13 protein-coding genes are annotated in these 14,633 nt (G+C 49.5%); 6 read left to right on the top strand and 7 right to left on the bottom strand.

Going from position 1 to position 14,633, the window contains the following annotated elements; genetic code table 11:
• Positions 1-386: 386 nt before the first annotated feature.
• Positions 387-908 carry a molybdopterin-guanine dinucleotide biosynthesis protein MobB gene (gene mobB / locus HEP82_RS13245; protein WP_192458517.1) on the bottom strand — a complete coding sequence of 174 codons (522 nt, stop codon included), beginning with the start codon at positions 906-908 and terminating at the stop codon, positions 387-389.
• Positions 901-1,479, bottom strand: coding sequence for a molybdenum cofactor guanylyltransferase MobA (mobA, locus tag HEP82_RS13250; RefSeq protein ID WP_192458518.1), 579 nt, complete (start codon positions 1,477-1,479; stop codon positions 901-903). Before mobA ends, mobB begins: the two co-directional genes overlap by 8 nt.
• A gap of 110 nt (positions 1,480-1,589) precedes the next feature.
• Between mobA and HEP82_RS13255 the strand changes: the two genes are divergently transcribed.
• From HEP82_RS13255 to polA, 4 genes are all read left to right on the top strand, one after another.
• Positions 1,590-1,859: a YihD family protein gene (locus tag HEP82_RS13255; RefSeq protein ID WP_015855615.1), complete on the top strand. Its 270-nt coding sequence runs from the start codon at positions 1,590-1,592 to the stop codon at positions 1,857-1,859.
• A gap of 53 nt (positions 1,860-1,912) precedes the next feature.
• Positions 1,913-2,899, top strand: a complete 987-nt coding sequence (locus HEP82_RS13260) for a serine/threonine protein kinase (RefSeq protein ID WP_192458601.1) — start codon at positions 1,913-1,915, stop codon at positions 2,897-2,899.
• A gap of 21 nt (positions 2,900-2,920) precedes the next feature.
• On the top strand, positions 2,921-3,544 hold the full coding sequence (gene dsbA / locus HEP82_RS13265; RefSeq protein ID WP_192458519.1) for a thiol:disulfide interchange protein DsbA: 624 nt from the start codon (positions 2,921-2,923) through the stop codon (positions 3,542-3,544).
• A gap of 378 nt (positions 3,545-3,922) precedes the next feature.
• A complete protein-coding gene (polA, locus tag HEP82_RS13270) occupies positions 3,923-6,718 on the top strand; it encodes a DNA polymerase I (RefSeq protein WP_192458520.1) in 2,796 nt (931 codons plus the stop codon).
• 497 nt (positions 6,719-7,215) lie between these two features.
• On the opposite strand, the gene yihA is transcribed toward polA, so the two are convergent.
• Positions 7,216-7,878: a ribosome biogenesis GTP-binding protein YihA/YsxC gene (gene yihA / locus HEP82_RS13275; protein WP_192458521.1), complete on the bottom strand. Its 663-nt coding sequence runs from the start codon at positions 7,876-7,878 to the stop codon at positions 7,216-7,218.
• A gap of 191 nt (positions 7,879-8,069) precedes the next feature.
• Between yihA and yihI the strand changes: the two genes are divergently transcribed.
• Together yihI and hemN are read left to right on the top strand one after the other, a co-directional pair.
• On the top strand, positions 8,070-8,600 hold the full coding sequence (yihI, locus tag HEP82_RS13280; RefSeq protein ID WP_192458602.1) for a Der GTPase-activating protein YihI: 531 nt from the start codon (positions 8,070-8,072) through the stop codon (positions 8,598-8,600).
• 181 nt (positions 8,601-8,781) lie between these two features.
• Positions 8,782-10,155, top strand: coding sequence for an oxygen-independent coproporphyrinogen III oxidase (gene hemN, locus HEP82_RS13285; protein ID WP_192458522.1), 1,374 nt, complete (start codon positions 8,782-8,784; stop codon positions 10,153-10,155).
• 77 nt (positions 10,156-10,232) lie between these two features.
• On the opposite strand, the gene HEP82_RS13290 is transcribed toward hemN, so the two are convergent.
• From HEP82_RS13290 to glnA, 4 genes are all read right to left on the bottom strand, one after another.
• On the bottom strand, positions 10,233-10,355 hold the full coding sequence (locus tag HEP82_RS13290) for a YshB family small membrane protein (RefSeq protein WP_015855608.1): 123 nt from the start codon (positions 10,353-10,355) through the stop codon (positions 10,233-10,235).
• A gap of 147 nt (positions 10,356-10,502) precedes the next feature.
• Positions 10,503-11,915, bottom strand: coding sequence for a nitrogen regulation protein NR(I) (glnG, locus tag HEP82_RS13295; protein ID WP_015855607.1), 1,413 nt, complete (start codon positions 11,913-11,915; stop codon positions 10,503-10,505).
• 8 nt (positions 11,916-11,923) lie between these two features.
• The gene (gene glnL / locus HEP82_RS13300) at positions 11,924-12,973 is read right to left on the bottom strand and encodes a nitrogen regulation protein NR(II) (protein ID WP_015855606.1); all 1,050 of its coding nucleotides are present in this window, start codon (positions 12,971-12,973) and stop codon (positions 11,924-11,926) included.
• Positions 12,974-13,176: 203 nt separating this feature from the next.
• Positions 13,177-14,586 carry a glutamate--ammonia ligase gene (gene glnA / locus HEP82_RS13305; protein ID WP_015855604.1) on the bottom strand — a complete coding sequence of 470 codons (1,410 nt, stop codon included), beginning with the start codon at positions 14,584-14,586 and terminating at the stop codon, positions 13,177-13,179.
• Between the last annotated feature and the right edge of the window lie 47 nt (positions 14,587-14,633).

Genomic DNA, 14,633 nt, shown 5'->3' on the forward strand with positions numbered 1-14,633 from the left:
CCCGTTAATGCCTGACCAGACTGGAGGGCTTTAAGCGCTTTATCGAAATCGAAGGGCTGGGACATATGTCATTCCTTTTTGATTATATACTACTGGAATGACACAGAATTTCTAACACTCCCGTGTCGAGGCGTACCGACTAGCATGGACTCGTTCCTGACTTAAATCTGGAGAACGTGATGATGACTGAGTTCAAATGCACCGAACATGATTACCCTAATCCTTTAGTGCATTGCACGGGTTATTACCTACTCCCTCCACATATCCTTTTAGTTTTTCAGCGAACAGACCTCGCTGTCCCGGGAAGGGTTCTGTGTTGCTGCCGGCACTGACATTGCGCACGGCCTCCTGCTTCTGGCTTTGTTACTGCATCAGAACTTCTGGTATTACCTCGTGACGAGGCTTTCAAGCCATTGTTGAATGAATGAACATATTTCGTCGGGACTATTGATATCTAACAGGGGGACTTCAACCTGTAGAGGTGTATCACTGGCGACTGCCAGAGTGAAACGATCAATCTGTTTTTCTGTGAAAGATGGGCCGTATCCCTGTCGAATCAGAACAATTTTGGCTATTTTTTCGTACTTAAAACCTTCAACGAGAATGAGATCCAACGTGGAGGCGTCCATTCTGCCAGCCAAAAACTGTAGGTTTGGTTCTTGTTTGTCTGGTGTTTCCGTCATTAGTGCCCATCGTGTATTACTGGCCACCAGCGTTTGATCGGCACCGGATTTACGCAATTCATAACTATCTTTTCCTGGTTTATCAACATCCATATCATGATGCGTGTGTTTGATAACCCCGACCCGTATTCCCATGTTCTTCAATCGGGGAATAATTTGCTTCAGCAACGTGGTTTTCCCCGTACCACTATGAGCGGCAATGGCCAGTAATGGAATATCAGGCATGGTGGATATCCTCGCGCCATGATTGCAGATCTTCCGGTGTATTGAGATTCCTGAATGCCTGGGGTTGGTCAGAGAAATCAACCGGCACCGCCCCGATGTTATTCAGAAACAGCATTAACTTGCGATCACCGTTTTGCAGATATATCTCGAGCGGTTTTATTTGGCTGGTATGTATCAGCAGCAATGTTGGATGCGGGCGTTTGCCGTCAGTAGCATATGCCGCTGGGCTTTTATCTACTGATAGCCGGAGTTTGGCGACTAAATTATTGGGCAATGCAGGTACGTCGCACGGAGCAAATACGGCCCAGTCAGAATGAACGGACTTTAGCCCGGTAAATATACCCGCCAGAGGGCCGGCAAAGTCCCGGTTAATATCACCGATTACCGGATAACCGCTTTGTTGATAGCGCTCTAGGTGCCGGTTAGCATTGATCAGTATCTCGTCGACCTGAGGTCGTAATCGCTCAAGCACATACTGGTAGATGGGTTTTCCCTTCAACTCAATCAAGCCCTTATCATTGCCACCCATACGGGAGGATTTGCCTCCGGCTAAAATAATTCCGGTAATCATAGTGTTCAAATCCATCATTATTTGATGCGTTATTGTCGGAAAACTGTAGCGCGACGCCAAGCGCTTTCCTCATACTAGCAATATGGTTATTGATCTATGAGGAAACGATTATGAAATGTCATCGTCTGAATGAATTGATTGAGTTGTTGCAACCTGCCTGGCAGAAAGAGCCGGATCTGAATCTAGTGCAATTTTTACAAAAACTTGCACAGGAGGCCGGGTTTGAGGGGGCGCTTAGTGATTTGACTGATGATATCCTTATCTACCATTTGAAGATGCGTGACTCCGATAGAGCGCAGCCGATACCTGGCTTGCAGAAAGATTATGAAGAAGATTTCAAAACAGCGCTGTTGCGAGCCCGAGGGGTCATCAAAGACTGAAATCAGCGCACAAGTAATGTGTCTGACTTACCGAAAAGTTGGGGTGAGCCGTGGTGTGTGATGCTGTATTTAATTTTCATACGCTCTCTCCTGACGTCATTATGGATGCTCTTTGGTCTACGGGTATTCGGGTGGATTCTGGGTTAACGGCGCTCAACAGTTACGAAAACCGGGTCTATCAGTTCAGCGACGAAGATCGTAAACGATATGTTGCGAAGTTCTATCGGCCTCAACGTTGGAGTGCGGAACAAATCGCTGAAGAGCATGCTTTTGCCTGCGAGCTGTCTGAAGATGAGGTTCCTGTCGTTGCACCATTGGTTCTGCAGGAGAAAACCCTTCATGAGTATGATGGGTTTTTCTTTGCTGTTTTCCCTAGTGCAGGGGGGCGGCAGTTTGAGATGGATAACGATGAACAGCTTGAGGGTGTTGGCCGTTATCTGGGGCGTATTCATCAAACTGGTAGTAAGCGTCTGTTTGTGTCTCGTCCGACGATAGGCGTGGTTGCTTATCTGGACGAGTCTTTTACGACGTTATCTCAATGTGAGTTGATACCTGTTGGATCTCGGGATGCATTTCTGCAAGCCGTCGACCATCTGAGTCATGAAGTGAAACTCATGTGGCATCAACAATGCGCTATGCGACGTCTGCATGGCGATTGCCATCCAGGTAATATTTTGTGGCGTGACGGGCCTTTGTTCGTCGATTTGGATGATGCTCGTAATGGCCCTGCTGTTCAGGATCTCTGGATGCTGCTGCATGGTGAACGTCATGAACAGCGTATTCAATTGGATATATTGCTAGAAGCCTACAGCGAATTTTCTTCATTTGATGAATCGGAACTCGTACTGATTGAACCGCTCAGGGCTATGCGCATGGTTCATTATTTGGCCTGGGTGGTTCGACGCTGGGAAGATCCTGCTTTTCCCCGTAGTTTTCCATGGGTGCAGGATGCAGATTTTTGGATAAAACAGATAGTGATCTTTACTGAGCAGGCGAAGTTGTTGCAGGAACCACCTTTGACGCTAACGCCAATGTATTGATGTTAATGGAGATATAGTGCTATGAAGAAAATATGGCTTGCGCTGGTCGGTATGGTGTTGGCGTTTAGCGCGTCAGCAGCTGACTTTTCCAACGGTAAGCAGTTTGTCACGCTGGATAAACCTGCTCAGCAGGAACCTCAGGTTCTGGAATTCTTTTCCTTCTATTGTCCGCATTGCTATCAGTTTTCTCAGGTTTTTCATGTTACTGACGCTATCGAGAAGTCTCTGCCAGCCGGAACGAAACTGACTAAATATCATGTTGATTTTCTTGGGCCATTAGGGGCTGAATTAACCAAAGCATGGGCTGTGGCGATCGCTTTGGGCGTTGAAGATAAAGTTAGCCCTCTGATGTTTGATGCAGTGCAGAAAACGCAGACTGTTCAACGGGTTGAAGATATTCGCAACGTCTTTGTGGCAGCAGGGGTTAAGCCTGAAGATTATGATAATGCGTTGAACAGTTTTGTGGTGAAATCGCTGGTTGCGCAGCAGGAAAAGGCGGCCGCCGATCTACAACTGCGTGGTGTGCCTGCCGTCTTTGTTAATGGCAAATATATGGTGAAAAGTGACGGCCTGGATACCAGTTCTATGGATGCCTATGTCAAGCAGTACACTGACGTTGTGAACTTCCTGCTGTCCCAAAAGTAATCTTGCATCATCATATGACCCCACATATTGCAATGTATGTGGGGTTTTTTGTTTTGAATCAATTCTATTACTTAATGATATTTTCATGCTTTTCGGTTTTCTTGATATTACACCTATCCACATTATCCTCGGCGTAACAGCGTTACTGATAAGCTTGGTGTTTTTTTATAATGAAATGATTTTTATTGATTTTTAATTAAAGCTCATACTGATTTTCTTATGATGGAACCTCGCTTGTTTTTTTGTTCACAAAGTTATCCACAGACTGTTTTGCGTGGCGTTATGCAAAAAGCGGTATGACCGCGCGTTAGCATTCGTCTCTTCCAACCAGCTATGGCATGCTGTCCCTATTGTTGAAAACAACGATCGCGAAAAATTATGGTTCAAATTGCAGATAATCCTCTTATTTTGGTCGACGGTTCCTCTTACCTGTACCGTGCCTACCACGCATTTCCACCATTAACGAACAGCGTCGGTGAGCCCACCGGTGCGATGTATGGTGTGCTTAACATGCTGCGCAGTCTGATTCTTCAGTATCACCCCAGCCATGTCGCCGTGGTGTTCGACGCGAAGGGCAAAACGTTTCGTGATGAATTGTTTGAAGATTACAAGTCACATCGGCCCCCGATGCCGGATGATTTGCGTGCGCAGATCGAGCCTTTGCACAATATGGTTAAAGCGATGGGTTTCCCGTTGTTGGTTGTGCCGGGGGTAGAAGCTGACGATGTGATTGGCACGTTGGCGCAGCAGGCCGCAAGCGAAGGAAAGCCGGTGTTGATCAGTACCGGTGATAAGGATATGGCGCAGTTGGTGACGCCGGATATCACCCTGATCAATACCATGAATAACACCATTCTTGGCCCGGATGAAGTCTGCGCTAAATATGGTATTCCGCCCGAACTGATTATCGATTTTCTGGCGTTGATGGGTGACTCTTCGGATAACATTCCCGGCGTGCCGGGTGTCGGGGAAAAAACAGCTCAGGCCTTATTACAAGGGCTGGGCGGCTTGGATGTTCTTTTTGCCAACCTCGACAAAATTGCCGGGTTGAGCTTCCGTGGCGCCAAGACAATGGCCGCCAAACTGGAGCAGCATAAGGATGTAGCCTACCTCTCTTATAAACTGGCGACGATAAAAACGGACGTTGAACTGGTGCTGAACAGCGAACAACTGACGCTTATTGAACCGGATACAGATGTCCTGAAGGAGATGTTTACCCGTTATGAATTCAAGCGATGGCTGGCGGATGTGGAGTCGGGGCAATGGTTAAACGGCTCGGGACGTAAGCATGTGCAGCCAGCGCAACCCTTTGTTAAGCCAAGGGTTGATGATGAGCCTAAAGTTGCAGCCAGTGTGTTGTCTCAGGAAGGGTATATCACCATTCTTGATGAACAAACGCTGATAGCATGGCTCGATCGCATCAAAACTAAAGGTATTTTTGCATTCGATACCGAGACCGACAGTCTGGATACCATCAGTACAACGTTGGTCGGGATATCTTTTGCTATCAATGCGGGCGAAGCAGCCTATTTGCCGTTAGGACATGATTATCTGGATGCGCCTGAACAGCTTGATCGCGATAAGGTGCTGGCTCTGCTGAAGCCTGTACTGGAAGATGCCAGTGTGTTGAAAATCGGGCAAAACCTGAAATTCGATAAAGGAGTGATGGCGCGATATGGCATCACGCTACGGGGGATTGCCTTTGATACCATGCTCGAATCCTACGTGCTTGATAGCGTCGCCGGCCGGCATGATATGGATAGTTTGTCAGAGCGTTATCTGAATCATAAGACCATTACATTCGAGGAAATTGCTGGCAAAGGTAAGAGTCAACTGACGTTCAACCAGATACCACTGGAACAAGCGGCTGTTTATGCTGCCGAAGACGCGGATGTTACGCTTCGTCTGCATCAGGCACTCTCGGAAAAATTGAATAAAGAACCATCGCTGTTCCAGGTTTTCCGGGATATTGATATGCCGTTGGTGCCGATTTTGTCTCGTATGGAACGCCAGGGTGTACTGATCGATACCGCTATTCTGGCGGAGCATTCTAAAGAGTTGACGCAGCGGCTGGCGGAGTTGGAAGTTCGGGCACATGAGCTGGCCGGTGAAGTTTTCAATCTTTCGTCCACTAAGCAGTTGCAAGCCATCCTGTATGAAAAACTGCAGTTGCCTGTTACCAAGAAAACGCCAAAGGGCGCACCGTCTACCAATGAGGAAGTGTTGGCTGAACTGGCGCTGGATTACCCGCTACCGAAGGTGATTCTGGAGTACCGGGGGTTGGCAAAGCTGAAATCGACGTATACCGATAAGCTACCGATGATGATTAACCCGTTGACTAAACGGGTGCATACCTCCTATCACCAGGCGGTAACGGCTACAGGTCGTCTCTCTTCCAGTGATCCCAACCTGCAGAATATTCCTGTGCGTAATGAAGAAGGTCGGCGTATCCGCCAGGCATTCATTGCTCCTGAAGGATATTGCATTGTTGCTGCTGACTATTCGCAGATTGAATTGCGCATTATGGCGCATTTATCCTGTGACGCTGGTTTGCTGAAAGCGTTTTCCGATGGTTTGGATATTCACCGAGCTACCGCCGCAGAGGTTTTTGGCCTGCCGATCGATAAAGTGACAGCCGAGCAGCGGCGCAGCGCGAAAGCGATCAACTTTGGTTTGATTTATGGGATGAGCGCCTTTGGTCTGTCGCGGCAGTTGGGAATTGGACGTAATGAAGCGCAGAAATACATGAATCTGTACTTTGAGCGCTATCCCGGGGTTCAGCATTATATGGAGCAAACCCGCCAACAGGCCGCCGAAAAAGGCTATGTGGCTACGCTGGATGGTCGTCGTCTCTATTTACCGGATATCCATTCTCGTAACGCCATTAGCCGTAAGGCTGCCGAGCGTGCGGCAATTAACGCGCCGATGCAGGGAACAGCGGCGGATATTATTAAGAAAGCTATGGCATCTATCGATGCTTGGCTGCTGTCTCAGGAAGAACCACTAATCAACATGATTATGCAGGTTCATGATGAACTGGTCTTCGAGGTTCATGAATCGGTGCTGGAAGGAGCCAAAGCAAAAATCAAGGCGCTGATGGAAGGTTGTATGCAGTTGAATGTGCCGCTTCAGGTTGATGTGGGGTCAGGAAAGAACTGGGATGAGGCGCATTGATTCCAGTTGTTGATAGCGTGCATGGTCGGTGAGTCATGATTGGAAAAGTTTTGTTTTTGATGATTTCCTTGTTTTTCTAACTACATCTGAGAATTTCTGTAATTAAGCTACAGTATTTTGTGACCTAGTTTGGCTTTGTTTAATTGCTCACCAGTTTTTATGAAATTAAACAACAAAAAATCCTTTTTTCCAGAAAAGAAATAGAGTAGAGTTAAACACGTAGGGTACAGAGGTAAGATGTTCTATCTTTCAGACCTTTTACTTCACGTAATCGGATTTGGCTTAATATTAGCCGCCCCGGTCAGTTTTCTGACCGGGGCGTTTTTTATTGTATTGATTGAGATTATCGTCATTACGTTTAAAACAGGCGTGGAACACACATCGTTGTGGGGATGCCGGAAATGTTGCTGAGTTTGTGAGTTAAATCAGTAATAGGTGAAATCGGGTAATGGACGTGACGGGAATGCCCATTACTCCGTAGATAAAGAGAATCGGCGTTATTCCGGATGATCTTCAGACATCTCCGGCGGCATGCTGAACCAGGTATCCAGTTTTTGACGTAATTTATCTACACCGGTTTTTTTTAACGATGAGAACGTCTCGACCTGTATGTCACCCATAAAAGGCAATACTGCTTCACGCACCATATTCAATTGTGCTTTGCGGGCGCCTTGAGCCAATTTATCCGCTTTAGTGAGCAGTACCAGCACCGGTAGCCCAACGTCCACTGACCATTCCAGCATTTGCTGATCCAAATCTTTCAGCGGGTGGCGAATATCCATCAGGATAACCAGTCCTTTGAGGCAGTGACGTTTTTGTAAATATTCCCCCAGCGCTTTCTGCCATTTGCGCTTCATTTCTTCAGGAACCTCGGCATAGCCGTAACCGGGAAGGTCGACCAGACGTATACCCTCAGTAACCTCGAACAAGTTAATAAGCTGGGTTCGTCCCGGTGTCTTACTGGTGCGGGCAAGGCTTTTCTGATTAGTTAATGTATTGAGTGCGCTTGATTTTCCAGCATTTGAGCGACCAGCAAAAGCGACTTCAATACCGCTGTCGGCAGGAAGATGACGAATATCCGGAGCGCTGGTGACAAAATGGGTCACATGATAGTTGTATTGATAGGTCACAATATGGTCTCTGTTTGGATCATAATTCATCGCACGATTATACCTGTAACTGACCAAATACGGTGCTTTATCTGTCTGCGGAAGCTGATCCAATTGGGTCACAGCCGGAAAGAAATAAAAGCTTGCCGGGGTCGGTGGAGCACTTTTTTATTGGGGCGCTTTCTGCTAGATTCCGCCGCAATTCTCCCTACATTCGTATGCAAGAATCAGAGATTGATACCATGAAACAACCTATCAAAGGGAAGGGAGGCAACGCCTCCAAACCCAGAGTCAAAAAGAAGAGCCGTGAAGAGCTGGATCTTGAAGCTCGCGCGCGGAAACGTCAGAAAAAACATCGAGGCAATGTAGCTGGAAGCCGCATGCAGCCAAGCGGCGACGGTAAACAGAATACATCGGAGGCCAAAACGAAAGATCCACGAATTGGCAGCAAAAAGCCGGTTCTTCTGGTATCTGACAACGCATCGGCGATAAAACCGGTAGCGGTTCAACAGAACAACATGTATCGGATGTCTCCTGAAGAAGAGTTGGAGATGCTGGAAAACGATCCACGTCTGGACGAACTGCTGGATCGGCTGGAAAGAGGCGAGGCTTTGCCGGCAAAAGATCAATCATGGGTTGATGAAAAGCTGGATCGCATTGATATGCTTATGGAGCAACTCGGTATCGCACTGGATGACGATGAGGATGAAGATAAGCCGGAAGAGGATATGCTTCAGTTGCTTAAACGAAATAATCCCAAAGACGGTTACTAATGATAAAAGCGGCGGTTCTGCTGATAGGAATTTTAGGTGCCTGTTTTTTGCTAAGTCTGCTGATTAAATTGCGACGTATATCGAAGCGAAAGGAAAAATTGCAGCGTGTCGCCTTTTCCCATCAGCGGTCGTTTCCATTTGGGCGGGCGACCAATAAACGTTACCGGAAGGAGTGAGCGGTATGTCGGATCAAGATATAGACTGGGACCTGGCCCTGATACAGAAATACAACTATTCTGGGCCACGTTACACGTCCTATCCCACTGCACTCGAATTTAGCGACAGTTATGATCAGACAGCTTTCCTGCAAGCCGTTGCTCGTTATCCTGAACGACCGCTCTCTCTTTATCTTCATATCCCTTTCTGTCACCGATTGTGCTATTTCTGCGGCTGCAACAAGCTGGTGACACGTCAGCTACATAAGGCTGACGAGTATCTGGATGTTCTTGAACAGGAGATTCGTCAGCGAGCGCCTCTGTTTGCAGGGCGCCTCGTGACGCAAATGCATTGGGGCGGTGGAACGCCAACGTTCCTTGATGCCAGTCAAATCAGCCGGTTGATGGCTATTCTGCGTGAGAATTTCAATCTGTCTCCTTCGGCGGAAATGTCTCTGGAAATCGACCCCAGAGAGATTGAGCTGGATATTCTGGATCATCTGCGTGCTGAAGGATTCAATCGTCTGAGCATGGGAGTGCAAGATTTCAATAAGGAAGTTCAGCGGTTGGTTAACCGTGAACAGGATGAGTCTTTTATCTTTGCATTGATTGCACGGGCTAAAGCGCTGGGATTCGCTTCAACCAATATCGATTTGATTTATGGTTTGCCGAAGCAAACACCGGAAAGCTTCGCGTTTACGCTGCAACGTGTTGCGGAGCTACAGCCGCATCGGTTGAGCGTGTTTAATTATGCGCATTTGCCAAACTTGTTCGCTGCGCAGCGTAAAATCAGGCAGGAAGATTTACCGAGCGCGGATCAGAAGCTGAATATTTTACAGCAGACTATCCAGATGCTGACTCAGGCTGGTTATCAGTTTATTGGTATGGATCATTTTGCCCGGCCGGATGATGAATTGGCGATAGCACAGCGTCATGGCGCATTACACCGCAATTTCCAGGGGTATACCACTCAGGGAAATACGGATCTCTTGGGCATGGGCGTTTCGGCGATTAGCATGATTGGCGACAGTTATGCCCAGAATCAGAAGGAATTGAAACAATATTATGCTGCAGTGAAAGCGCATGGGCATGCACTGTGGCGAGGTCTAAGTTTGACGCTTGACGATTGTATTCGGCGTGACGTCATTAAGATGCTGATTTGTCATTTCCGGCTGGATTATGCGGCGATTGAAGAAGCATATGACATCCGCTTTAGCGCGTATTTTCAGGAAGATCTGGCGATGCTTGCGCCGATGGCGGAAGACGGGCTGGTAGTTGTTGATACAAACGCTATTCGCGTGACGCCCAAAGGCCGTTTGCTGATTCGCAATATTTGTATGTGCTTCGACGTCTATCTGCGTAACAAAATGCGGGAGCGGCAGTTTTCTCGGGTTATTTGACGTGAGCCTCACTGTGAAAAAGACAACGGCCAGTCATATATTGACTGGCCGTTTGTTATTTCTGTTCGCTAAGTGTGTTAGCTGAAGAAATTGATCAATGCAGCACACAACACCGCGGCGATGGCAGTCTGCGATGTGTGTCCCACCGCATTACTGAGTTCCGCGCCGTGTGTCACTGCGGAAATAAGTGATTCCAGCATGATTACCCTCTTAAGTCAGCGACATGATCATACTGCTGGCGTCGATCATGTAAAGTATAAAATTGCGACAATTCTGTGCTCCATATTGTACTTTTTATCGCCAGTCTGAAACCTGCGGTACGTTATCGAATATGGTGACGAGAGTCGTTATTCCATACCCAGCTCCTTGAGCTTGCGCGTGAGCGTATTGCGGCCCCATCCCAGTAAACGTGCGGCTTCTTGCTTATGTCCCTGCGTGTGCCGCAAGGCCGTGGTCAATAAAGTACGCTCCATCTCTGGTTGTGCTTCGGCCAGCAGGTTCTGATGACCGGAACGCAGCGCGCGATCGGCCCACTGAGCCAGCAAGGTAGCCCAACTGTCCGGCATGACGTGAACCGTAGCGTCTGGCGCCGTGGTTTCGAACAGCTCAGGCGGTAAATCCTGAATCAGAACTTCCTGGCCGGCTGCCATCACCGTGAGCCAGCGACAGGTATTTTCCAATTGGCGCACGTTGCCCGGCCACGGTAAACGGGTCAACGCCGCTTCAGTTTCCGGATGCAGGTTCTTGGGTTCAACGCCCAGCTCTTTAGCCGTGGCTTGCAGGAAATACCTGGCCAGACGAGGAATGTCTTCCCGGCGCTCGCGTAGTGGCGGCAGATGAACTCGAATCACATTCAGACGATGGAACAGGTCTTCGCGAAACTTACCTTCCTGCACCCGCAGTTCCAGGTTCTGGTGGGTGGCGGCGATGATGCGCACGTCCACTTTCACTGCCGCATAGCCGCCGACGCGATAGAACTGGCCGTCAGCCAGCACACGCAACAGGCGGGTCTGCACATCCAGCGGCATATCCCCGATTTCATCTAAAAACAGAGTGCCGCCGTCAGCCTGTTCGAAACGACCCTGACGAATCTGGTTAGCGCCGGTAAATGCGCCTTTTTCATGGCCGAACAGTTCTGATTCAATCAGATCCTTGGGAATAGCCGCCATATTCAGCGCAATAAACGGCGCCTTGGCGCGCGGGCTATGGCGATGCAGCGCATGGGCCACCAGTTCTTTCCCGGTACCTGATTCACCGTTGATCAGGACGCTGATGGATGAGCGGGACAACCGGCCGATTATCCGGAACACGTCCTGCATGGCGGGCGCTTCACCGATAATGTCCGTAGTCGGCCCGCTGATGGGCTGGCTGCGGACCGGTTGTTGTTGTTCCATATAGTGGCTGATGGCACGCTCGACCAACGCGACGGCTTCATCAATATCAAACGGTTTTGGCAGGTAATCAAACGCGCCCTGTTGATAAGCGCTGACGGCTGCGTCCAAATCGGAATGCGCTGTCATAATGATGACCGGCAGCATCGGATGGCGTTGTTTGATCTGTTGCAGTAATGCCAACCCATCCATACCAGGCATACGGATATCGGATAACAGAACGTCTGGCGTTTGTGTCGCCAGTGCATTCAGCGCCTGGGTTCCGTTATCAAAAGTTGCACAGGTTAAACCCGCCCCTGTAAGTGCGCGTTCAAGCACCCAACGGATGGAGCTATCGTCGTCGACAATCCAGACTATCCCTCGTTGCATTATGAACCTCACTGGCGAATGGGCAGATAAACCGAAAATTCGGTATGACCTGGCCAACTATTAAATTCAATTTTTCCAGAGTGCTGATCGATAAGGTTTCGGGCTATCGACAAGCCCAGCCCGGTTCCTCCTTCGCGACCACTCACCATCGGGTAGAACAGCGTATCCTGCAAATGAGCGGGAACGCCGGGGCCATCGTCTTCGATATCGATACGGGCGACCAGCCGATAGCGCACGCCATGCAGCGTCAGCTGAAAAGCGGTACGAGTTCGTATCGTGATGGTGCCGCCTTCTGCCCCTAGAGCCTGCAGAGCATTGCGGGTGATATTCAGCAGAACTTGCTCTATCTGATCCGGGTCATGCATGAGTTCCGGCAGGCTGGGGTCATAGTCCCGAACCAGAGTAACGTTATCGGCCTTTTCCAGCGAAACCAGCTGGAAAACCCGTTCCGCCACCTGATGAATGCTTTGCGTAACGTGCAAACCGGGTTGTTGCGGGCCGAGTAACCTGTCGACCAGATTGCGCAGGCGATCGGCCTGCTCAATGATGACCTTGGTGTATTCCATCAGCGCGGGATCGGGCAGCGCTTTGGAGAGCAATTGCGCCGCGCCGCGCAGTCCGCCCAGAGGATTTTTGATTTCGTGCGCCAACCCGCGTACCAAATCCCGGGCTGCTTGCTGTTGGGCATGTTGCAGTTGTTCCTGGCTGAGCCGACGCTGGTTATCCATTGGCGCCATTTCCATCAGGATGAAGTCATTCTGTATACGCTGAGCGGTGATGGACATGATATGCGCCTTGCCGTCCACCACGAGGGTGACTTCGTTATCGGTAAAGCCTTGCCCTGAGTCGAGGCTTTCTCGCATCAGATCCAGATTCAGCGAAAAATAGCCCAGCAGTTCCGGTAGCGGTGTTCCTGACAGCTTGCGCGAGCTTTGCGCCAGAAGTTGCTGCGCCGCCGGGTTGGAGTAGTGAATAGCCAGATCTTTATCCAGTAATAAAATACTGTTTATTAAAGAATTTAGGATCTGCCCAGCATCGGGCAGCGTGCCTGTTGCCATAACGCAGACTCCCGCACCATTGTAGTGCACACTATTCTGGATTGTAGTTTAAGTAGCAACCGTAAGATGTTGAGTGGAGAAAAAAGCCCATCCGAAGATGGGCTGAAAAGTTTCCACGGCAACAAAAATAAACATAAAGAAAAAACGTTTTGCGGACGGCAGCATTGGCATCATTTTCTTTTCCTGCCGTCCAGGCGCGGGTGTTACACGCTGTAGTACAGTTCGAACTCAACCGGGTGCGGAGTCATGCGAACACGGTCGTTTTCAGCGCGACGCAGTTCGATGTAAGCATCGATAGTATCGTCGGTGAATACGCCGCCGCGGGTCAGGAACTCGCGGTCTGCATCCAGCGCATTCAGCGCTTCTTCCAGAGAGCCGGCAACCTGCGGGATTGCGCTGGCTTCTTCAGCCGGCAGATCGTACAGGTTCTTGTCCATGGCATCGCCCGGGTGGATTTTGTTGATGATGCCGTCCAAACCAGCCATCAGCAGTGCAGAGAAGCACAGGTACGGGTTGGCAGCCGGATCCGGGAAACGCACTTCGATGCGGCGCGCTTTCGGACTTGCAACCACTGGAATACGGATGGAGGCAGAACGGTTACGGGCGGAGTAAGCCAGCATAACCGGTGCTTCGTAACCCGGAACCAGACGCTTGTAAGAGTTGGTGGTCGGGTTGGCCAGTGCGTTGATGGCTTTAGCATGTTTGATAACGCCGCCGATGTAGTACAGCGCCGTTTCGGACAAGCCGCCGTATTTGTCGCCGGAGAACAGGTTAGCGCCGTCTTTAGCCAGAGACATATGGCAGTGCATACCGGAACCGTTATCGCCGAACATTGGTTTCGGCATAAATGTCGCAGTCTTACCGAATGCATGGGCAACGTTGTGCACGACATACTTGTAGATCTGAATTTCGTCGGCTTTTTTGGTCAACGTGTTGAAGCGGGTAGCCACTTCGTTCTGACCGGCAGTCGCCACTTCGTGGTGGTGAGCTTCGACGACCAGGCCCATCTGTTCCATGGTCAGACACATGGTGGAACGCAGATCCTGTGACGAATCTACCGGCGGAACCGGGAAGTAGCCGCCTTTTACTGCCGGACGGTGGCCTTTGTTGCCGCCTTCGTATTTGGTGCTGGAGTTCCAGGCGCCTTCGATGTCGTCGATAGCAACGTGAGAACCGGAGATGCTGCTGCCGAAACGCACGTCGTCAAACAGGAAGAATTCTGGTTCAGGCCCAAACAGTACGGTGTCTGCGATGCCGGAAGAACGCAGGAAATCTTCAGCACGCTTGGCGATGGAACGCGGGTCGCGATCATAGCCCTGCATGGTGCCTGGTTCCAGGATGTCACAACGGATGATCAGAGTAGATTCTTCGTAGAACGGATCCAGAACAGCAGTAGTGGCGTCTGGCATTAACACCATGTCGGATTCGTTGATGCCTTTCCAGCCGCCAATCGAGGAGCCATCAAACATTTTGCCGTCTTCGAAGAAGTCAGCGTCAACTTGATGAGCTGGAATAGTGACGTGCTGCTCCTTACCTTTGGTGTCCGTGAAGCGAAGATCGACGAACTTCACCTCATGTTCTTTCAGCATCGTCAAAACGTGTTCTACTGACATACTTAAGCTCTCCCGATTGTGTCATTTATATCGTCGTGGAACGAATA

Source organism: Musicola keenii, assembly GCF_014855505.1.
Classification (GTDB): Bacteria; Pseudomonadota; Gammaproteobacteria; order Enterobacterales; family Enterobacteriaceae; genus Musicola; species Musicola paradisiaca.